At 69.5% G+C, this 18,840-nt stretch carries 18 protein-coding genes and 1 pseudogene; 8 read left to right on the top strand and 11 right to left on the bottom strand.

Translation table 11 applies throughout. From position 1 onward, the window contains the following. The first annotated feature begins 49 nt into the window (after positions 1-49). Together DT074_RS13275 and DT074_RS13270 are read left to right on the top strand one after the other, a co-directional pair. Positions 50-1,060, top strand: coding sequence for a phosphotransferase family protein (locus DT074_RS13275; protein ID WP_119420340.1), 1,011 nt, complete (start codon positions 50-52; stop codon positions 1,058-1,060). Positions 1,061-1,062: 2 nt separating this feature from the next. Beyond that, the gene (locus DT074_RS13270) at positions 1,063-1,425 is read left to right on the top strand and encodes a DUF6285 domain-containing protein (RefSeq protein WP_119420339.1); all 363 of its coding nucleotides are present in this window, start codon (positions 1,063-1,065) and stop codon (positions 1,423-1,425) included. On the opposite strand, the gene DT074_RS13265 is transcribed toward DT074_RS13270, so the two are convergent. The 4 genes from DT074_RS13265 to DT074_RS13250 all read right to left on the bottom strand — a co-directional run bounded on the left by DT074_RS13265 (position 1,416) and on the right by DT074_RS13250 (position 5,796). Continuing rightward, positions 1,416-2,873: an amidase gene (locus DT074_RS13265; RefSeq protein ID WP_119420338.1), complete on the bottom strand. Its 1,458-nt coding sequence runs from the start codon at positions 2,871-2,873 to the stop codon at positions 1,416-1,418. The genes DT074_RS13270 and DT074_RS13265 overlap by 10 nt on opposite strands. 73 nt (positions 2,874-2,946) lie before the next feature. Beyond that, positions 2,947-3,807: a VOC family protein gene (locus DT074_RS13260; RefSeq protein ID WP_119420337.1), complete on the bottom strand. Its 861-nt coding sequence runs from the start codon at positions 3,805-3,807 to the stop codon at positions 2,947-2,949. A gap of 40 nt (positions 3,808-3,847) precedes the next feature. After that, positions 3,848-4,303 carry a DNA polymerase III subunit chi gene (locus tag DT074_RS13255; RefSeq protein ID WP_119420336.1) on the bottom strand — a complete coding sequence of 152 codons (456 nt, stop codon included), beginning with the start codon at positions 4,301-4,303 and terminating at the stop codon, positions 3,848-3,850. Next, positions 4,300-5,796, bottom strand: coding sequence for a leucyl aminopeptidase (locus tag DT074_RS13250; protein ID WP_119420335.1), 1,497 nt, complete (start codon positions 5,794-5,796; stop codon positions 4,300-4,302). The genes DT074_RS13255 and DT074_RS13250 overlap by 4 nt, the downstream gene beginning before the upstream one ends. A 294-nt stretch (positions 5,797-6,090) precedes the next feature. Between DT074_RS13250 and DT074_RS13245 the strand changes: the two genes are divergently transcribed. The 4 genes from DT074_RS13245 (at position 6,091) to rsmA (ending at position 11,465) form a co-directional block, all read left to right on the top strand. Further along, positions 6,091-8,250, top strand: a complete 2,160-nt coding sequence (locus DT074_RS13245; protein WP_119420334.1) for an LPS-assembly protein LptD — start codon at positions 6,091-6,093, stop codon at positions 8,248-8,250. A gap of 83 nt (positions 8,251-8,333) precedes the next feature. Continuing rightward, positions 8,334-9,614 (top strand): peptidylprolyl isomerase, encoded by a 1,281-nt coding sequence (locus DT074_RS13240; protein WP_162914876.1) that lies wholly within the window; start codon positions 8,334-8,336, stop codon positions 9,612-9,614. An 8-nt stretch (positions 9,615-9,622) separates the two neighbouring features. Next, positions 9,623-10,630, top strand: coding sequence for a 4-hydroxythreonine-4-phosphate dehydrogenase PdxA (gene pdxA, locus DT074_RS13235; protein ID WP_119420409.1), 1,008 nt, complete (start codon positions 9,623-9,625; stop codon positions 10,628-10,630). Continuing rightward, positions 10,617-11,465, top strand: coding sequence for a 16S rRNA (adenine(1518)-N(6)/adenine(1519)-N(6))-dimethyltransferase RsmA (rsmA, locus tag DT074_RS13230; RefSeq protein ID WP_119420332.1), 849 nt, complete (start codon positions 10,617-10,619; stop codon positions 11,463-11,465). The genes pdxA and rsmA overlap by 14 nt, the downstream gene beginning before the upstream one ends. On the opposite strand, the gene DT074_RS13225 is transcribed toward rsmA, so the two are convergent. The 6 genes from DT074_RS13225 to DT074_RS13200 all read right to left on the bottom strand — a co-directional run bounded on the left by DT074_RS13225 (position 11,443) and on the right by DT074_RS13200 (position 17,449). Then, positions 11,443-12,465: an alpha/beta fold hydrolase gene (locus DT074_RS13225; RefSeq protein ID WP_119420331.1), complete on the bottom strand. Its 1,023-nt coding sequence runs from the start codon at positions 12,463-12,465 to the stop codon at positions 11,443-11,445. The genes rsmA and DT074_RS13225 overlap by 23 nt on opposite strands. Beyond that, positions 12,462-13,364, bottom strand: a complete 903-nt coding sequence (locus DT074_RS13220; protein ID WP_119420330.1) for a fatty acid desaturase — start codon at positions 13,362-13,364, stop codon at positions 12,462-12,464. The genes DT074_RS13225 and DT074_RS13220 overlap by 4 nt, the downstream gene beginning before the upstream one ends. Further along, complete coding sequence (locus DT074_RS13215; RefSeq protein WP_119420329.1) at positions 13,361-14,797, bottom strand: amidase; 1,437 nt, start codon at positions 14,795-14,797, stop codon at positions 13,361-13,363. Before DT074_RS13215 ends, DT074_RS13220 begins: the two co-directional genes overlap by 4 nt. Positions 14,798-15,063: 266 nt before the next feature. Continuing rightward, entirely contained in the window at positions 15,064-16,452 is a 1,389-nt protein-coding gene (locus tag DT074_RS13210; RefSeq protein WP_119420328.1) for a sensor histidine kinase, read from the bottom strand. Then, the gene (locus DT074_RS13205; RefSeq protein WP_119420327.1) at positions 16,449-17,114 is read right to left on the bottom strand and encodes a response regulator transcription factor; all 666 of its coding nucleotides are present in this window, start codon (positions 17,112-17,114) and stop codon (positions 16,449-16,451) included. The genes DT074_RS13210 and DT074_RS13205 overlap by 4 nt, the downstream gene beginning before the upstream one ends. Before the next feature lie 2 nt (positions 17,115-17,116). Continuing rightward, positions 17,117-17,449, bottom strand: coding sequence for a PepSY domain-containing protein (locus DT074_RS13200; RefSeq protein WP_119420326.1), 333 nt, complete (start codon positions 17,447-17,449; stop codon positions 17,117-17,119). Positions 17,450-17,600: 151 nt separating this feature from the next. Here DT074_RS13200 and DT074_RS13195 point away from each other — a divergent pair, with 151 nt between their 5' ends. Together DT074_RS13195 and DT074_RS13190 are read left to right on the top strand one after the other, a co-directional pair. Next, positions 17,601-17,879, top strand: coding sequence for a PepSY domain-containing protein (locus DT074_RS13195; RefSeq protein WP_119420325.1), 279 nt, complete (start codon positions 17,601-17,603; stop codon positions 17,877-17,879). Positions 17,880-17,889: 10 nt separating this feature from the next. Then, complete coding sequence (locus DT074_RS13190) at positions 17,890-18,453, top strand: cytochrome b/b6 domain-containing protein (protein WP_119420324.1); 564 nt, start codon at positions 17,890-17,892, stop codon at positions 18,451-18,453. Here the strand turns inward: DT074_RS13190 and DT074_RS13185 are convergent. Continuing rightward, positions 18,450-18,840 (bottom strand): annotated as a pseudogene (locus tag DT074_RS13185) (RNA polymerase subunit sigma-24); the annotation flags it as partial. The gene DT074_RS13190 and the pseudogene DT074_RS13185 overlap by 4 nt on opposite strands.

The raw sequence follows: 18,840 nt of genomic DNA, 5'->3' as shown, positions 1-18,840 counted from the left end.
CTGCGCTGAGCTCTGGCCGCTCGCCCCGGCTTGCGGCTATGGTTCCTGCATGTTGGCAAGGGAGGAATTCGCCGGCCGGCTGGAAGCCGCGCTCGGGCGGCATCTGGGTGCGCCGGCGCCGATCGGGCGGCTGATCCGGCTGACCGGCGGCGCCACCAAGGCGACATGGTCGATCGAAGCCGGGCCTGGCGGCGAGCGTCGCGCCTTCGTGGCGCAGTTCTCGGTGCCGCGCCGGGTCGATGCCGGCAATCCGATGGCCGAGCTGCCGCGCGTGCTCGGCGCCGACGACGCCGCCTGCATGATTGCCGCCGCGGCCGCCGGCGTGCCGGCGCCGCCGGTCCGCGCCGTGTTCGACGAAGCCGACGGACTCGGCGCCGGCTATCTGATGGACCGGGTGGAGGGCGAGACGATCGCCCGCCGCGTCCTGCGCGAGGCCGTCTACGCGCCGGCGCGCGGCGCGTTCGCGGCGCAGTGCGGGACGATCCTGGCGCGGCTGCACACGATACCGCCGGCAGCGCTGCCGTTCCTGATCGAAAGCGGGCCCGCGCAACAGGTCGATCTGTATCGCCGCATCTACCGCAGCTTCGACCATCCGGTGCCGGCACTCGAGCTCGGCTTCCGCTGGGCCGAGGAACATCTGCCCGCGGATGCCCGGACGGTCGTGACGCATGGCGATTTCCGCTTCGGCAACCTGATCTTCGGGCCGGACGGCGTGCGCGCGGTGATCGACTGGGAGATCTGCCATCTCGGCGATCCGGTCGAGGATCTCGGTTGGCTTTGCGTGCGCACCTGGCGGTTCGGCGGGTCGCAGCCGGTCGGCGGGATGGGGCGGCGCGAGGATCTGCTTCAAGCCTATGCGCGTGCCGGCGGCGCGACGGTAGCGCCCGCGCATCTCCGGTTCTGGGAGGGTTTCGGCTGCCTCAAATGGGCGGTCATGTGCATGATGAAGGGCCAGGCCTATCTCAAGGGCGGCGAACGCACCGTCGAAGCGCTCGCCATCGGCCGGCGCATGGAGGAGCCGCTCGCCGATTTCTACCGTCTGCTCGCCGGGGAGGATTGAGCGTGCCGAACAGCCGACCGGTGGCGCCCGACATGCTGGCGGTGATCCGCGACTGGCTGGAGCGCGAGATCCTGCCCGGCCTCTCCGACGACCGGAAGTTCCTGATGCGCGTCGCCGTCAACATGCTGGGGACGGTGGAGCGCGAGCTGCGCGAAGGACCTGCGCTGAACGCCGCGGAAGCGACGCGCCTGCGCAGCCTGCTCGACCGCGACGGCTCGCTGGACGAGCTCAACCGCGCGCTCTGCGCCGAGATCGCCGCGAGCCGCCGCGGCATCGATGACGCGGCACTGGTCGCCCACCTGCGCCGGAGCCTCGCCGCCGCGCTGGCCGTCAACAACCCGAAATGGAGTCCGCCTCAATCATAGCCGGGCGGCGGCGTGAAGGCCTGGTACTCCCGCTCCAGAAGTTCGGCGAAGCGGATGCAGGCAAGGTCGCCGAATTGCGGGCCGACGATCTGCACGCCGACCGGCAGCCCGGTCGGCGTCAGCCCGGCCGGCGCCACCACCGACGGCAGGTAGAAGGCGCCGGAGAAGCCGGCCCAGAACAGCTGGTCGGTGGTCGGCACGCGCTTGTTGTTGACGGTGATCAGGCGCTCGTGCCGCTCGCCCTGGTGATCGTGCGGGAAGGCCGCCGAGGACGCCGCCGGACAGAGCAGCAGGTCCCATTCGCGGAAGAACGCCGCCCAGGCATGGCGCATCCTGTGCCGCGTCTCGTTGACGGCGAGCCAATCCTTGTGCGCCAGCACGTTGGCGCGGGTCATGCGGGCGAAATAGCTTTCATCCGCCGGGTCGAGGCGTCGGGCGACCTCGACATTGTGCTGGAACTGCTCCGGCGTCTGGCGGCCCGACGTGGCGGCGCGCAACAGCGTGACGTAGACGCGCTGCGCCTCGCCGGTGTCGATCTCCGGTCGCGCGATATGGCTCACCTTGACCTTCTGGCGTCCGAGGAAATCGGCGAGCCGAGTCAGCAGCGTCTGCACTTCCTGATCGACCTCGGCGTTCGGGTCGTCGAGCATGACGGCGACACGGAAATCGCGCAGCCGCGTCTGCGTCGGCCGCTTCAGGCGAAGCTGCCAGCCGGCGGCATCGATATCGTCCGGTCCCGCCATGACATCGAGGCCGATGGCGAGATCCTCGGCACTGCGCGCCATCGGGCCGATCACCGTGATGTCGCCGGGCGCCAGCACGCCCGGCATCGCCTGGCCGCGCACCGGCACGATGCCGAAAGTCGGCTTCAGCCCGTAGACGCCGCAATAATGCGCCGGGTTGCGGATCGAGGCGCCGATATCGCTGCCCGCCTCGATGCCGCAAAGGCCGGCGGCGAGCGCGGCCGCCGAACCGCCGGAGGAGCCCCCGGGGCTGCGCGTCACGTCCCAGGGATTGTTGGTGGTGCCGTAGATCTCATTGTAGCTCTGCCAGTCGGCCAGGCTCAGCGGCACATTGGTCTTGCCGAACAGGTTGACGCCGGCGGCGTTCAGACGATCGACGGTGAGCGCGTTGCGCGGCGGGAAATTGTTCTTCAGCGCCGGCATGCCGCGCGTCGTCGGCATGCCGACCACGTCGTAGGATTCCTTGATCGTCATCGGCACGCCGTGCAGCGGTCCGAGCCTGGCGCCCTTCGCGGTGGCGCGGTCGAGCGCGCGGGCGCGCTTGCGCGCCGCATCGGCGCTCTCCCAGATCACCGCATTGATGCGCGGGTTGTACCGCTCGACCCGACCGAGGAAGTGATCGAGCAGTTCGAGCGCGCCGATCTTCCTGCGGCGCACGAGGCCGGCGAGCGACTTGGCGGACTGGTAATGCAGCGGCAGCGACATATGACTTCCTGGACGTTACCCGCACGGATCATGCATCGCACGGGCGATGCCGCCAACGCCGCATTCGCAATGGTTAATTCGGCAACGGCGGCACCAGGTCCTTGCGGCCGGACCATTCCCAGGCCAGCCCTGTGCGCGAGACCCCGAGCAGCAGGCCGTGCAGGTCCTTGGGATGCACCCAGAGACCGTCGAGCTCGGCGGCCGGATCCTGGCCGCGCGGCGTGTAGCGCGCGCCGCCCGCGACGAGACGCGCCTTGATCGCCGGGAAGTCGTGCGTCTCGACATAGGCCATGTAGAGCGAATCCCCGCGACGGGCGACGAAGCGGCCCATCGCCGAATTGGGATCGACGATCTGCGACAGCTCGATGCGGTCGAGCCGGCTCGGCGGATCGAACAGCGTCAGCGTGCCCTGATAGCCGAAACGCTTGGAGCCGATCTCGCTGAACCTGGATGGATCGAGGCCGAAGATGCGGGCATAGGTGGCCGCCGCCTGGCGCCAGTCGCTGGCCAGCGTGTTCGTCGTCTCGTACAGGAACGAGACCGGGCCGACGCGCCGGCGCGCCGCCGACGGCGAGATCACCATCGGCAGGCCCGGCGTTGCCGGCGGTCCGAGGTACAGGCGGCCGTCCTCGCGCAATGTCGGCACGCCCTCGCGCTCCAGATGCGCCGCCAGGCGCTCGAACTCCCAGGACGAGTAGCCCGCATTCATCAGGCCTTCGCCGTGCCGGCCGAGATGGTCCTGCGTGCGGCCGGCGCCGTCCGGCTGGCAGAGCTCGATCTCGCTCTCGCCCAAGGCGAGCACGGTGATCTTCGCCGCGAGATGACGGCTCGCCGTCTCGCGCGCCGGCTCCGCGCCGAGCAGCGCCATGAAGGTGCGCGCGGCGGCGCGCCGGTCGGCAACCGCGATCTGCAGACGGTCGCAGCGATCGAGCATGTGGTTTCCTCCCTTTGTTGCCGCCTGGCCCTTGTCGTCGCTAGGCCTCGGCTTCCTTCTTCCAGCCGCCGGCCTCCTGCCGGCGCCAGTAGGTGAGCTTGTGGCCGGCCGCCTTGGCCGCCTTCCAGCGCTCGCGCGCCGCCGTCACCGCCTCCTCGTCGCGGCCGTCGAACAGGTCGAAGCAGCGCTCGAACCGGCCGACGAACTCGACCGGCCCGCCCTCGACCAGGAACAGCGCCGTGGCGCCGTTCGGGTTCTCCTCGCGATCGGTCAGGAAGATCGGCTGCTCGTCGGCGCGACCGTCGAGCCGGGTGCCGTGCGGCAGGAAGTTGTCGCGGCTGTAGCTCCAGAGATGGCCGGCCAGCGCTTCCGAACGGGCCTCGGAGCCGGTGAGCACCAGGCTTCGCATGCCGCGCTCGTGGGCCTTCTCGAGCAGCTGGGCGAGCGCGTCGTCCAGCCGCTGGTCGAGCAGGTGGTAGAAGCCGACCTCGGTCACTTCCCTTCGAAATTGTCGGCGACCAGCCGGTTGAGCAGGCGCACGCCCCATCCGACGCCGCCCTTCGGGATGGTCGGCTTGTCCTTCTTGGTCCAGGCCGTGCCGGCGATGTCGAGATGCGCCCAGGGCACGTTGTTGGTGAAGCGCTTGATGAATTGCGCCGCGGTGATCGAGCCCGCGCCGCGCTCCGCCGTCACGTTCGCCATGTCGGCGATGTGGCTCTCCAGCATCTTGTCGTAGGCGTCGTCGAGCGGCAGGCGCCACACCTTCTCGCCTTCCGCCTTGCCCGCGGCGAACAGCTGGTCAGCCAGCTTGTCGTCGCTGGCGAACAGGCCGGCATATTCGGCGCCGAGCGAGATGATGATCGCGCCGGTGAGCGTCGCGAGGTCGACGATGAAGCGCGGCTTGAACTTGGTATGCGCGTACCAGATCACGTCGGCCAGCACGAGCCGGCCTTCGGCATCGGTGTTGATCACCTCGACCGTCTGGCCGGACATCGACTTCACCACGTCGCCCGGGCGCTGCGCCTCGCCGGACGGCATGTTCTCGACCAGGCCGACGATGCCGATGGCGTTTACCTTGGCCTGCCGGCCAGCCAGCGCGTGCATGGCGCCGATCACCGCCGCCGCGCCGCCCATATCCCACTTCATCTCTTCCATGCCGCCGGCCGGCTTGATGGAGATGCCGCCGGTATCGAAGCAGACGCCCTTGCCGGCGAAAATCACGGGCTGGCTCGATTTCGGCGCGCCGTGATATTGCATGACCACCAGCTGGCTCTCGCGCACCGAGCCCTTGCCGACCATCAGCAAGGTGTTCATGCCGAGCTTTTCCATCGCCTTTTCGCCCAGGATCTCGACGCGGACGCCGAGCTTCTCGAGCTTCTTGCATTCCTTGGCGAGGCTCTCGGGATAGATGACGTTGGCGGGCTCGGTCACCAGGTCGCGGGCGAAGAAGATGCCGTCGGCGAGCTTTTCCAGCGGCTGGTGCAGCTTGCGCGCCGCCGGCGCGCCCTTCACCAGCACGTTGACATTGACGAGGCTCGGCTGCTGATCCGGCTTCAGCTTGGTGCGGTACTTGTCGAAGCGGTAGCTGCCGAGCTTGGCGCCGAAGGCGATTCTCGCCGCCGCATCGGCGAGCGAGACCTTGCCGCCCGGCACCGGGTCGCAGGCGATCGCGAGGTCCTTCTCACCCGAGAGAAGAACGCGCTTCACCGCGTCGCCGCCGCAATTCTCCAGCGTCAGCGGATCGATCTCCTCCGGCTTGCCGAGGCCGTAGAGCAGCACACGGGACAGCCCGGTGCCGGCCGGCGCCAGCACCTCGATCATCTGGCCCTTCTGGCCGGTGAAGCGGCCGGCCTGCAGCGCACGGCTGAGCGCGCCTTGGGCCAGCTTGTCGATCTGTTCGCCGGTCGCCAGCAGCTTGCGGTCCGGAATGACGCCAATGAGCAAAGCACCGGACTTGGGAAGCGAAGGCTCGTTGATCTGGATTTTCATGCCGATCTCTGACTGCTCGCAGGGCCGTCGCGCCAGCCCGCTTTCGTTGATTGCAATCCATCTTAACGGCTTGATGGGCAAAGGAAAGCATAGGCGCAGCCAGGCTGGCGCTGTGGTTAACCACCGCTATACTGCCGGCTCATGCCAAGCCCGACCCGCTATATCTTGATGGCTGAGCACTGCAGCCCGCCTGGTGGCGGCAGGGTGGCCGCGCGTTCGGATTTGCCCCACGAGGAAAGTCGGGCATCGGCGGCGAGAGGCCGCCGGGCCCTGGTGTCGCGCGAGGCCTAGCGCGTGCGGGGGCGCCTCTTCGCCACCGTCGCGTGGCTCACCATCGCGACCTTCACCGCTGCGCACGCGCTGGAGCAACCCAAGCGCGTACGCGGGCCGAGCGACCAGCCGGTCACGTTCCGCGCCGACACACTGAAGCACGATTCTGAGCTCGGCATCGTCACCGCCACCGGCAATGTCGAAGCCTGGCAGGACGACCGCATCCTGCAGGCCGACATGGTCACCTACAACGAACGCACCGGCGTGGTGACCGCGAGCGGCAATGTGGTGCTGATGGAGCCGACCGGCGAGGTGGCCTTCGCCGACTATGTCGAGCTGCGCGACGAGTTCCGCAACGGCGTGCTGACCGGGCTGCGTCTGCTGTTCAAGGACGATTCCCGTTTCGCCGCAGTCAGCGGCTACCGCGCCGACGGCAATCGCACCGTGATGCAGCGCGGCGTCTATACCGGCTGTCAGGTCTGTACCGAGAAGCCGGATGCCGATCCGATCTGGCAGTTCCGGGCCGAGCAGATCGTGCATGACCAGCAGCGCCAGCGCATCGAATACCGCGACGCGACCTTCGAGGTGTTCGGCATCCCGATCGCCTATTCGCCCTATTGGAGCCATCCGGACCCGACGGTGAAGCGGCAATCGGGCCTGCTGTTTCCCGATATCGGCCGGTCGAGCCGGCTCGGCTGGACCGGGCGGCTGCCGCTGTACCTGGTGCTGGACGACAGCAGCGACATGACGCTGACGCCGTTCATCACCAGCGAGGAAGGCGTGGTCATGCGCGCCCAGTACCGGCAGCGCGTGGCGAGCGGCCAGTTCCAGCTCGGCGGCAGCATCACCTCTTCGGAAAAGCCCGATTCGACCGGCGCGCGCAACGGCGACAAGGATATCCGCGGTCATATCAACGGCATCGGCCGGTTCCAGATCGACGAGACCTGGCGCTGGGGCTTCGACATCATGCGCGCCACCGACGACACCTATCTTCGTTTCTACAAGCTCAGCCCGCTCGACACCTTGACCAGCAACGTCTTCGTCGAGGGCATAAGGGGCCGCGGCTTCGCCTCGGTCGACGCCTATGCGTTCCAGGGCCTGCTGCCGACCGACCGCAACGGCCTGACCCCGATCGTGCTGCCGCTCATCCAGCACTACTGGGCCGGCGAGTTGAACGACTGGGGCGGGTATTTTTCCGCCGACACCAACGCATTTTCCATCGTGCGCACCGATGGCGTCGACACGCGCCGGGCGTCGACGATCCTCGGCTACAACAATCCGGTAGTCACCGATGGCGGCCATGTCTTCACCCTCACCGCCCAGCTGCGCGCCGACGGCTACTGGATCAACGAGGGCACTGATCCGACCGGCGGCGGCCGTGTGACGGGCGACGCGCTGGCCCATCGCGTCAAGCCGCTGGCCGCCGTCGAATGGCGCTACCCGCTGGTCGCCCCGATCGGCACCGCACGCAGCATCATCGAGCCGATCGTCTCCGGCGTGATCGCGCCGTATGGCGGCAATCCCAGCAACATCACCAACGAGGACAGCCGCAATTTCGAGTTCGACGAGACCAACCTGTTCGCGATCAACCGCTTCCCCGGCCGCGATCGCTACGAGGGCGGCCCGCGCATCAACTACGGGTTGCGCGGCGCCGTGTACGGCCTGTCGGGCGGGTTCTCCGAAGTGCTGGTCGGGCAGTCCTGGCGCATCGACCCGGATAACAGCATCCCGAACGATACCGGACTGGACAAGGAGCATTCCGACTATGTCGGCCGTGTCGTGGTCGCCCCGTCCTCGATGTTCGACGTCACCCACCGATTTCGGCTCGACCGCGATACGCTGGAGCTCCGGCGGTCGGAGATCTCCGCCGGATTCGGCCCCCCCTGGGCGCGCTTCCGCGTCGGCTATGTCGACCTGCGCCGCGAGGACCCCACCACGGTATTCGGCAACCGGGAGGAGATCACGGCCAACGCCAACCTGCAGCTCACCAAGTACATCTCGGTCTATGGCGGCGTCCGCTACGATATCGAGGTCGAACGGATGGTGTCGGGCGCGCTCGGGCTGCGCTATATCGACGAGTGCCTGGTGATCGATGCCCTTATTCAGCAGTCCAACTCGCGCGACCGCGACATCAAGCCTTCGACCTCGTTCAACCTGCGTATCCGGCTGCTCAATTTTGGCTGATCCGGCTTTGCCCTTGCCGGCTGCCCGGTCGGCGTGATACCGGCCGGACGATGATCAGGCAGTCTCCCCGGCGCAGCTTGACGGTGCGGTTCCGCTCGTCGCCGCTGTCGACCCTTTGCGCCCTCGCCCTGGCGCTGGCCGCCGTTCTGCCGGTTTTCGGCAGCGCGGCAGCGCAGGACATTCTGCGCATCGCTGCCATCGTCAACGACGAGGTGATTTCGGCCCAGGATCTCGACCAGCGCCTCGACCTCGCCATCGCCGCCACCGGACAGCCGAACAACCCGGAGCTGCGCCGGCGCCTGCGCGACCAGGTGCTGCGCAATCTGATCGACGAGCGCCTGCAGATGCAGGAGGCGGGCCGGATGAAGATCGCCGCGACGCCGGAAGAGCTCGACCAGGCCATTCGCCAGCTGGAGCGGCAGAACAACATTCCGGAAGGCAAGTTCGAGGAGGTGGTTACCCGCCAGGGCGCCAGCATCCAGGCACTGAACCAGCAGCTTCGCGCCGAGATCGCCTGGAGCAAGGTGATACGCCGGCGCGTGCTGCCCAGCATCGTCATCACCGACGAGGAGGTCGACCTCGCCATCCAGCAGCTCAAGCGCGATGTCGGCGGCACGGAGAGCCTGCTGGCAGAGATCCTGCTGCTGGTCGACAATCCCGACCAGGAAGAGGAAGCGCGGCGCAACGCAGTCAACATCATCGAGCAGCTGCGCAGCGGCGCCGCCTTCCCGGCCATGGCGCGCCAGTTCAGCAACGGCAGCACCGCAACCGCGGGCGGCGATCTCGGCTGGGTGCGGGCCGGCACGCTGCCGGAGGAGGTCGAGCGCGTGGTCGCGAAGCTCTCCCCCGGGCAGATCTCGGAGCCGATCCGCTCCACCACGGGCTTCCATATCGTGCTGGTGCGCGAGCGGCGACAGATCCGGCTCGGCAATCCGGCCGATGCCACCGTCGCGATGAAGCAGATAACCTTTCCGATCACGCCGAACACCAGCCGGGCCGAAGCCGACGCCACGCTGTCGGTGGCCCGCGCGGTGTTTGACAGCGTGACCGGCTGCGACGACCTGACACGCGTTGCCCGCGAGCTGCAGCTGAAGGGCGGCGCGACGGATATTCCGCGCCAGAAGGTCGGCGACATGCCGCCCCGGGTGCGGCCGATCGCCGCCGATCTGGAGATCGGCAAGCTTTCGCCGCCGGTGCCCTCGGAAAGCGGGCTCAGCATGTACATGGTCTGCGAGCGCAAGGAGACGAGCCAGGAGCCCGACCGCGACCGGATGCGCGAGCGCCTTGCCTCCGCCCGCATCGAGCAGGGTGCCCGCCGCCTGCTGCGTGATCTGAGGCGAGATTCGGTCGTCGAGTTCCGGTGAGCGCCGCGATGCCCCCGCTGCCGCTTGCATTGACCATGGGGGAGCCGGCGGGCGTGGGCGGCGAAATCGCGCTGATGGCGTGGCGCGATCGCAGCTCCGAGGGAATCGCCCCGTTCTATGTGGTCGACAGCCCCGAGAGGCTGGCAACGCTCGCCCGTCGCCTCGGCCTTGACGTGCCGATGCGCTCGATCGCCGGACCGGAAGAGGCCGCCGACGCCTTCGCCACCGCGCTGCCGGTGCTGCCACTCGCGCTGCCGCGGCAGGTGGTTCCGGGCGTGCCCGACGAGGCGAATGCCGAAGCCGTGCTCGGCGCCATCCGCCTGGCCGTCGAACACGTGCGCAGCGGGCGGGCCGCCGCCGTCGTGACCAACCCGATCCAGAAGGCGGTGCTGTATCGCGCCGGCTTTCGTCATCCCGGCCAGACGGAGTTCATCGGCGAACTGGCCGGCGGCACGCCGGTCATGCTGCTGGCCAGCCCGGAGCTGCGCGTCGTGCCGGTGACCATCCACCTGCCGCTGCGCGCGGCGATCGAGCGGCTCACCACCGATCTGATCTTCACCACGGGACGCATCGCCGCCGAGGCTCTGCGGGTCGATTTCGGCATCGCCAGGCCGCGCCTCGCGCTGGCCGGGCTCAACCCGCATGCCGGCGAGGGCGGCGCCCTCGGGCGCGAGGACGGCGAGATCGTCGCGCCCGCCGTCGCGGCGCTCCGGCGCGAGGGCGTCGAAGCGCGGGGACCGCTCAGCGCCGACACGCTGTTCCACCCCGAGGCGCGCCGGACCTACGACGTGGCACTCGGCATGTATCACGACCAGGTGCTGATCCCGATCAAGACGGTGGACTTCTGGGGCGGCGTCAACGTCACCATCGGCACGCCGGTGATCCGCACCTCGCCCGATCACGGCACCGCGCTGGAACTGGCCGGGACGGCCAAGGCGAATCCGGCCAGCCTGATCGCGGCGCTGAAGCTCGCGGCCACGATGGCGGCGAACCGCGCCCGGCATGCCGGCGGATGAACCGGCGCTGCCGCCGCTCCGCGAGGTGATCGCGGCGGCCGGCCTGGCGGCGAAGAAGAGCCTCGGCCAGCACTTCCTGCTCGACCTCAACCTGACCCGCCGCATCGCCCGCGCCGCCGGCGACATCCAGAACGCGACCGTGCTGGAGATCGGCCCCGGCCCCGGCGGCCTGACGCGCGCACTGCTGGCCGAAGGCGCCGCCGAGGTGGTGGCGGTGGAGCGCGATGCCCGCGCGGTGGCCGCGCTGCAGCCGCTGATCGCCGCCTATCCCGGCCGGATCGAGGTGATCGAGGCCGATGCGCTCGCTTTCGACCCGGCAGCCCTGTTCGCCCGCGGCCGGCCGGTCCGCATCGTCGCCAACCTGCCCTACAACATCGGCACCGCGCTGCTGCTGCGATGGCTGGCGTGCGAGCCGCCGTTCGCGAGCATCACGGTGATGCTGCAGAAGGAGGTGGTGGAGCGGCTCGCCGCGCCGCCGGGCAGCGCCTCGTACGGCCGCCTTGCCGTGATCGCGCAGTGGAGCCACAAGGTGCGCCGACAGTTCGATGTCCCAGCCCGCGCCTTCACGCCGCCGCCCAAGGTGGAATCGAGCGTGGTCGAGCTGATCCCGCGCGAGGCGCCGCTCGCCCCGACCGACCGCGCCACCCTGGAGCGCGTCACCGCCGCCGCCTTCGGCCAGCGCCGCAAGATGCTGCGCGGCAGCCTGAAGGCGCTGGGCGACGCGGAGGCCCTGCTCGCCGAAGCCGGCATCGCGCCGACGCGGCGCGCCGAGGAAATTCCGATCGAAGGCTTCTGCGCCCTCGCCCGCGCGCTCAAGACTCGAGAAGGCGCTTGAGCGCGGCGTCGACGAAGGCGCGGTCCTCCGGATTGGCGGCGGTCGGGTTGCCGGCGCGGTGACCCCAGACCGACGGGATCGGCACCAGCTCCGCATTGCGCAGGTGCTGCATCTCCGCCTGGTTGTCGGCGACCTGGAAATAGAGGTCGTGGTCGCCCGGCATCAGCAGCACCCGCGCCTTGATCGCCCGCAGCGCCGCCGCGAGATCGCCGTTATAGAGCTCGTTCGCGCTGATATCGGCATGTTTCCAGGCGGCGAGCTGGCAGAGCGCATTGGCGGCGTCGCGCCTGAGCCAGTTCGCCTCCCAGTCGTGGATCAAGCAGTCTTCCAGGCTGGCATAGCCGAGACCGCGCCAGCGCTCCTCGCGGTACCAAGTCTGCGACAGTGCCCAGCCGGCATAGATGCGGGCGACGGCGCGCAGGCCCCGCTCGGGCACGCCGTCGAACCAGCCACCGCGCCAAGCCGGATCGGTGGTCAGCGCCGCCTTCACGCCTTCGAGGAACACCACATTGTGCGGTGCCGTCCGGGCCGAGCCGCAGATCGCGGCGACGCGCGGCACCGCGTCCGGAAACAGCGCCGCCCAGTGATAGCTCTGCTGCGCGCCCATCGACCAGCCGACCGCGGCATGCAGGCGGTCGACGCCGAACAGCTCGACCATCAGCCGGCGCTGCGCCATCACGTTGTCGTAGACGGTGATGCGCGGAAAGCGGTCCTTGTCGAGCGGCGGCTCGGCATTGCTCGGGCTGGACGACAGCCCGTTGCCGAACTGGTCGAGGATGACGATGAACCAGCGCGCGGGGTCGAGCGCGCGGCCCGGCCCGACCATGTGCTGGATGTCGGTGTGCTTGGCCTGATACGAGGTCGGGAAGACGATGGCATTCGATTTCGTGGCATCGAGTTGGCCGAAGGCCTTGTAGCTGAGCTGCATGCCGCGATAGGTGACGCCGCATTGCAGCTTCACGTCGCCGAGCTGGAAGATGCCGGCCTTTCCGGTCGTCATCGGAAGTTCGTCCTGATCGCTGCCAGCGTCGGCCCATAGCCGCGGACCACATGCGCGAAATGCGGCCGCAATCTTTCATGCGCCGCCGGCAGTGCGTGGAACGGGATCTGCGGGTAGAGGTGATGCTCGGCATGGAACGGCATGTTCCACATCAGGAGCCGCATCAAGGCCGGCACCAGCGTGGTCCGCGTATTGACCAGCGGGTCGTCGGTCTCCGGGCAGAGCGTGTGCTCGCAGAGGAGCCAGGCGCGCAAGGCCGGCTGCGCGATAACCACCGGGATCAGCCAGTACCACAGAACGGCCATCGACCCGGTCGCGAGCGAGAGCGCGGCGATGGCGGCGTAGAAAACGATCTGCAGACGCACCGAGCGCACGACGCCGGCGCGCGCCGAAGCCGGTATCCAATCGGCACGCGGCCCGAACGCGCCGCGGCCGATATCCCAGAGCTCGAGCAAGCGGTTCTTCCAATGCGTCCAGCCGGAGAGACGGAGCGCGAAGGAGAGCCAGCCGGTGGGCACGGCCACGGTCAGCTCCGGGTCGCGCAGCGGATCCTGGGTGTAGCGGTGATGCGCGAGGTGGAAGTAGCGGTAGTAGGGCGCGTTCCAGCCGATCGCCACGCCGCTGACCCAACCGACGATCTCGGCCAGGCGGCGCGAGCGGAAGGCGGTGTAGTGCACGCTCTCGTGCAGCGGCGCGAACAGCGTGACCAAAGTCAGCCCATGCGCGAACATCGCCGGCCATACAAACCAGGTGCCGAGCGATGCCCAGACCAGGGCGGCGCCGGCGGCGATGGCCGCCGCGTGGACGGCAGTGCGGACAAGGCCGGGCAGATCGGCCCGCACCGACAGCACCTTCAACTCGTCCGGCGGCAGGATGCGCCGCGCCGCGCCAGGCGTCATGCCGCCACCACCGGCGGCCGCCGGGCGATCCAGGGCTTCGCCGCTTCGAGCTGGGCGGCGAGGCGGAACAGGGTGGCCTCGTCGCCGAAACGGCCGACGAACTGCACGCCGACCGGCAGCCCCTTGGCCGTCCAGTGCAGCGGCACCGACATGGCCGGATTGCCGGTCGCGTTGAACAGCGAGGTGAAGCCGATCGAGCGGTTGACCGCCGTCGCGAAGGCATCGCCGTCCGGGTTCGACAGCGACAGCACGCCGAGCGGCCAGGGCTGCTGGCACATGGTCGGCGTCAGCAGCACGTCCCACTTGCCCAGGAAATGCGCGACGATGCGGCCGGTGCGATGCAGGACATTGACCGAGCGCGCGTAGTCCATCGCGTTGTACTTGTCGGCCGATTGCGCGAGCGAGAAGGTGAGCGGCTCCACATCGTCCGGCTTCAGAGCGCGGCCGAGCGCGGCGGCGCGCAGCTCCAGCACGTTGCGCACGTTCGCGGCGACGATGATACGGGTGGCGTTGCGCAAGGCCTCGGCATCGAAGACCGGCGTGGCGAAATCGACCACATGGCCGAGGCTCTCGCAGAGCTTGGCCGCCTGCTCGGCGGCAAGCTTGCATTCGGCATCCACCGGCTCGCCGTTCCACGGCACCGTGGTCACCGCGATGCGGAGCTTGCCGGGATCGGCACCGACCTCGTCGAGGAACGGCCGCCTCGGCGGCGGCGCCCAATAGGGATCGCCGATATCCGGCCCGGCCGAGGCGTCCAGCAGCGCGGCGCTGTCGCGCACGCTGAGGCTGACGGCATGGGCGATGCTCTGCCCGCCCCAGCCTTCGCCGACATCGGGGCCGGACGGCGTGCGGGCGCGGGTCGGCTTCAGGCCGAACAGGCCGCAGGCCGAGGCCGGGATGCGGATCGAGCCGCCGCCATCGGTCGCATGCGCGAGCGGCAGCACGCGCGCGGCGACCGCCGCCGCCGCACCGCCGGAGGAACCGCCGGCACTGTGTTCCAGGCTCCAGGGGCTGCGGCAGGGGCCGAACAAAGCGGGCTCGGTCGAGGGGCTGATGCCCATCTCCGGCGAGGCGGACTTGCCGAAGATAACCAAGCCGGCGCGCTTGTAGCGCGACACCAGTTCGGTGTCGTGATCGGCGACGAACTCGGCATAGAGGCGCGAGCCGAAGGTGGTGCGTGTGCCGGCCAGCAGCGCGCCGAGATCCTTCAGCAGGAAGGGAACGCCGCTGAACGAGCCCTGCGGCAGGCCGCCCGCGATCTGCGCCTTCGCCTCGTCGTAGAGGCGCACCGTCACGGCATTGATCTGGCCGTTGACCTTCTCGGTGCGGCGCACGGCTTCGTCGAGCAGCTCGCCCGCGGTGACCTGCTTGCCTGCCACCAGCCCGGCCAGTCCGAGAGCATCGTAGCTGTCGTAGTCCGGAATGCCGCTCATGGAGCTTCCCCTTGGTATGGCCCCTTGGCTATGGCGCCATCCTAGGGCAGGCGGCGGAGGCCAAGCGAGTCGCCTTCGGGGCAATCGCGGGAGCCGCGGCGCATCTGTTCCGCGGCACGCCTGTTCCGCGGCGCTTCTGTTCCGCGGCGCTTCTGTTCCGCGGCGCTTCTGTTCCGCGGCCGTCAGCCGGCGGCGAGGCGAGGCGAGGTTCGTAGAGACGCACATCCCGGAAACCCAGCGTTTCTTTCTCTTATAATACAATAATATCACAAGATCTGCAATTTATTTTGATCATTATGGAAAACGGATGCTCCCGGCCTCATGGTTGCGGCCAAGCCGCCCAAAGACGATGTGGCGAGGGTCAGATGCCAGCCGTAATCCTCTGCCACCTCCTGCACGATGGCGAGACCTAGCCCGCTGCCAGGGCTCTGGTCGAGACGGGCGCCGCGCCGGATCACCGCGTCGCGGGCCGGCTCGGGCACGCCGGGCCCGTCATCTTCGACAGTGAGCGTGGTGACTGCGCCCGCCCCCTTTGCCCGCACGCGGACGCGCGAGCGCGCGTGACGGGCCGCGTTGTCGAGCAGGTTGCCGAGAATCTCGGCGAGATCGGCCCGCTCGAACGGCATCGTCTGGTCGGCCGCTACGGAGATCTCGAAGCGCACCCGCGCGCCGGCCGGCGTGCGGGCCAGGGTCGCGACCACGCCATCGAGCACTGGTGCCAGCGCCGTTGCGCCCGCCGGGCGCCGCCCCCCGCCCTGCAGGCGCGCGCGCACCAACTCGCGCTCGACATGGCGCCGCATCGCATCGCCGAGCTGCTCCAGGTCGGCAGCAACATCCGCCTGGCCGCGCTCGCGCAGGCGGCGGCTGTCGGCGGCGAGCGCGGCGAGCGGCGTCTTCAGCCCATGCGCCAAATCGGCGGCGCGGCCGCGAGCGCGTTCGACCGCCGCCTCCTGTGCCGCCAGCAGCGCATTCACTTCCTCGACCAGCGGCCGCACCTCGGCCGGGACGTCGGTGACGAGCCGGTGCGAAGCGCCGGCCCTGACGGCGGCAACGCCGCGCCGGATGGCGGCGAGCGGCGCCAGGCCGAGGCCGATCTGCACCCACGCCGCGCCGGCCAGCAGCAGACCGAGCAGGCCTAGCGCCGGCAGCAGGTCGGCAATGAAAGCAGCGCGCGGCCCTTCGATTCGCACGCGATCGGCTGCCACGGCGAGGCGCACCAGCCGATCCTGCTCGCCATCGGCCAGGCGCAGCATCCGCTCGGCGATCAGAAGCTGTTGCCCCGCGGGACCGCCGATCTCGTGATGGTGCACCGCCGACGGCAAGGGACGATCGTCCGGAAGGGCCAGCACCGTGTCCCACAGCGAGCGCGAGCGCAGCACATCGCCGCGGTCGTCGCCGACCTGCCAGTAGAGGCCGGAGAGCGGCACCGCGAAACGCGGATCGGCCGGCTGCCCGGTGAGCAGCAGGCGACCGTCAGAGCCGACCTCCGCTGCGCCGGCAAGCTGGCGCAACACCACTTCGAGCTCGTCGGATACCACTCTTGTGGCGTGTCGCTCGAACAGCAGCGCGAGGCCGAAGGCGGCAGCGATCAGAGCGACGGCCAGCGCCGCGGCGCCGCCGGCGACCAGGCGCAGCCGCAGCGAACGCCCACTCATTCCTCGGCTCTTGGAACGAGGTAACCGAAGCCGCGGCGCGTCTCGATCAGCTCCGCACCGATCTTGCGGCGCACCCGGCCGACCAGCACTTCTATGGCGTTGGAATCCCGCTCGTGGTCCTGGACATAGACATGCTCGGTCAGCTCGAGCTGCGACACCACCTCCCCCTGACGGTGCATCAGATAGGCGAGCAGACGGTACTCGAGCGGCGACAAGGGCACGGCTACGCCGCGCAATGTCACCTTCATCTGCCGCGGGTCGAGCGCAAGATCGCCGATCTCGAACAGCGGCGCGGCATGCCCGCCGGCGCGGCGGATGACGGCGCGCAAGCGCGACAGCAGCTCCTCCATGCGGAACGGCTTCGGCAGGTAGTCGTCGGCGCCGGCATCGATGCCCTCGACCCGCTCGGCCCAGTTGCCGCGCGCGCTCAGCACCAGGACGGGAATGGCGCTGCCGCCGCGCCGCCAGCGCTTCAGCACCGAGAGCCCGTCCATGCCGGGCAGGCCGAGATCGAGCACGATCGCGGCATAGTCCTCGGTGTCGCCGCGGAACCAGGCCTCTTCGCCGTCGGCCACGGACTCCACCACATAGCCGGCGGCCGTCAGCGCGCGCGCCACGTCGGCGGCGATGCGCGGATCGTCCTCCACCAGCAGGATACGCATGCTCAGCCCTTGCCCCGGTGCCGGCCTTTGTCCTTCACCTGCACCACGGCGCCGGTCAGGGCATTGACATAGATCTCTGTCTTCCGGCCGGACGTGTCGACCACCTTGAATTCGTAGATCCAGACGCCGCCCTCGCGCTCGAACTCGATCCCGACCAGCTCGCCACCGAAGCGCTCGCGGACCAGCGGCAGGATTTCGGCAAGCGGCTTCGCCTCGCCCGCCTCGACGGCGCGGCGAGCCAGCTCGTGGTCGTACCCGTCGGCGCGTGCCGGCGTCGCTCGGGCCAGGTCCCCGGCCAGCGCCAGCAGCAGCAACCATGCATGGAACCGCGTCATGTCACGCTCTCCGCAGCCATACCCGATCCTGCCGCAGCGAAGCTGACAGGAAGCTGACAGCGGCCATCAGGCGGGCGTCAGCGCCGCGCCGCCATGGTGGCGCCGTTCCCGCCGCACGACGCGGCGACAACCCCAAGCCAGGGAGAATGACATGCGTAAGACCATTCTGCTTTCCACCCTTGCGATGGCGATCGCCGCCGGCGCCGCCACCGCGCAGGCCGGCAGCCTGGGCCGGCCCTGCACCGACGCGCCGGCCGCCAAGTGGATGAGCATCGAGGCCCTGCAGGCCAAGGTCGAGGCGATGGGCTACAAGGTGCGCAAGGCCAAGCTGAAGAACGCCTGCGGCGAGATCTACACCATCGATCCGAGCGGCGCCCGGGTCGAGCTGTTCGTCGACCCGACCTCGGGCGAGATCATCGGCCGGCTGTGACGGTGCGCCGATGACATCGATCGTGCATCGGACGGAAACCGGGGGCGCTCTGCCCCCGGCCACCGTCAAAGTGTGGGACCCGCTGGTGCGGGTGTTCCACTGGAGCCTGGTCGTCCTGTTCTCCGTCGCTTTCATGAGCGGCGACGAGATCGAGGCGCTGCACCTCGCGGCCGGCTACGGCATTGCCGGACTGGTGGGCCTGCGTCTCATCTGGGGCGTGGTCGGTACCCGGCATGCTCGCTTCGGCGACTTCGTGCGCCGGCCGAGTGCCATCGCCGGCTACCTCCGAACGGTGGTGGGTGGGCGGGCGCCGCGCCATCTTGGCCACAACCCGGCCGGCGGTGCGATGATCGTCGTCATGCTGGCATTGCTCACCCTGCAATGCGCGACCGGCATCCTGATGACGAGCGACGCGCTCTGGGGCTCCAAGGCTCTGGAGGAAGTGCATGAGGCGCTGGCGAACCTGATGCTCGGCTGCATTGCGCTGCACCTGCTCGGCGTCGCGGCATCGAGCCTGCTGCACGGCGAGAACCTGGTGCGCGCGATGTGGAGCGGCCGCAAGCGCGCGCCTTAGGCCCTGAAGGTGCGGAGCTTGTCCGGGTTGCGCACCACGTAGACGGCGGTGATGCGCCCTGCGCGGGCGGCGAAGGCATAGAGCCCGGAAAGGCGGTCGCCGACATAGAGCGCGAAGCCCGGCGCGCCGTTCACGGTCACGCCCTCGAGCCTGGCCTGCGCGTAGTTCTTCCGCCGCACGCCAAGCAGGAAGCGCACCACCCGGTCGGCGCCAAGGATCGGGTTGCGCGCGGCGACCGCCTTGCCGCCGCCGTCGGAGAGCAGCACCGCATCGCCCGCGAGCAGGCGCATCAGGCCGGGCATGTCGCCGGCGCGCAGCGCGGCCGCGAAGGCGCCGGCGAGCGCACGGTCGGCCGGCCTGGCGCCGGCTTCCGGCGCGCCGGCGAGA

The sequence above is a fragment of the Desertibaculum subflavum genome, from assembly GCA_003576705.1.
Taxonomy (GTDB): Bacteria; Pseudomonadota; Alphaproteobacteria; order Ferrovibrionales; family Ferrovibrionaceae; genus Desertibaculum; species Desertibaculum subflavum.
This window is presented reverse-complemented; position numbering and strand designations above follow the sequence as displayed.

Bases quoted from the DNA above. Each gene is read 5' to 3' on its own strand.
- DT074_RS13210 (WP_119420328.1), bottom strand. From the start codon at position 16,452: ATGAGTGGGCGTTCGCTGCGGCTGCGCCTGGTCGCCGGCGGCGCCGCG.
- DT074_RS13220 (WP_119420330.1), bottom strand. From the start codon at position 13,364: ATGACGCCTGGCGCGGCGCGGCGCATCCTGCCGCCGGACGAGTTGAAG.
- DT074_RS13205 (WP_119420327.1), bottom strand. From the start codon at position 17,114: ATGCGTATCCTGCTGGTGGAGGACGATCCGCGCATCGCCGCCGACGTG.
- DT074_RS13195 (WP_119420325.1), top strand. From the start codon at position 17,601: ATGCGTAAGACCATTCTGCTTTCCACCCTTGCGATGGCGATCGCCGCC.
- DT074_RS13260 (WP_119420337.1), bottom strand. From the start codon at position 3,807: ATGCTCGATCGCTGCGACCGTCTGCAGATCGCGGTTGCCGACCGGCGC.
- DT074_RS13250 (WP_119420335.1), bottom strand. From the start codon at position 5,796: ATGAAAATCCAGATCAACGAGCCTTCGCTTCCCAAGTCCGGTGCTTTG.
- pdxA (WP_119420409.1), top strand. From the start codon at position 9,623: ATGCCCCCGCTGCCGCTTGCATTGACCATGGGGGAGCCGGCGGGCGTG.
- DT074_RS13275 (WP_119420340.1), top strand. From the start codon at position 50: ATGTTGGCAAGGGAGGAATTCGCCGGCCGGCTGGAAGCCGCGCTCGGG.
- DT074_RS13190 (WP_119420324.1), top strand. From the start codon at position 17,890: ATGACATCGATCGTGCATCGGACGGAAACCGGGGGCGCTCTGCCCCCG.
- DT074_RS13225 (WP_119420331.1), bottom strand. From the start codon at position 12,465: ATGACGACCGGAAAGGCCGGCATCTTCCAGCTCGGCGACGTGAAGCTG.
- DT074_RS13200 (WP_119420326.1), bottom strand. From the start codon at position 17,449: ATGACGCGGTTCCATGCATGGTTGCTGCTGCTGGCGCTGGCCGGGGAC.
- rsmA (WP_119420332.1), top strand. From the start codon at position 10,617: ATGCCGGCGGATGAACCGGCGCTGCCGCCGCTCCGCGAGGTGATCGCG.
- DT074_RS13215 (WP_119420329.1), bottom strand. From the start codon at position 14,797: ATGAGCGGCATTCCGGACTACGACAGCTACGATGCTCTCGGACTGGCC.
- DT074_RS13265 (WP_119420338.1), bottom strand. From the start codon at position 2,873: ATGTCGCTGCCGCTGCATTACCAGTCCGCCAAGTCGCTCGCCGGCCTC.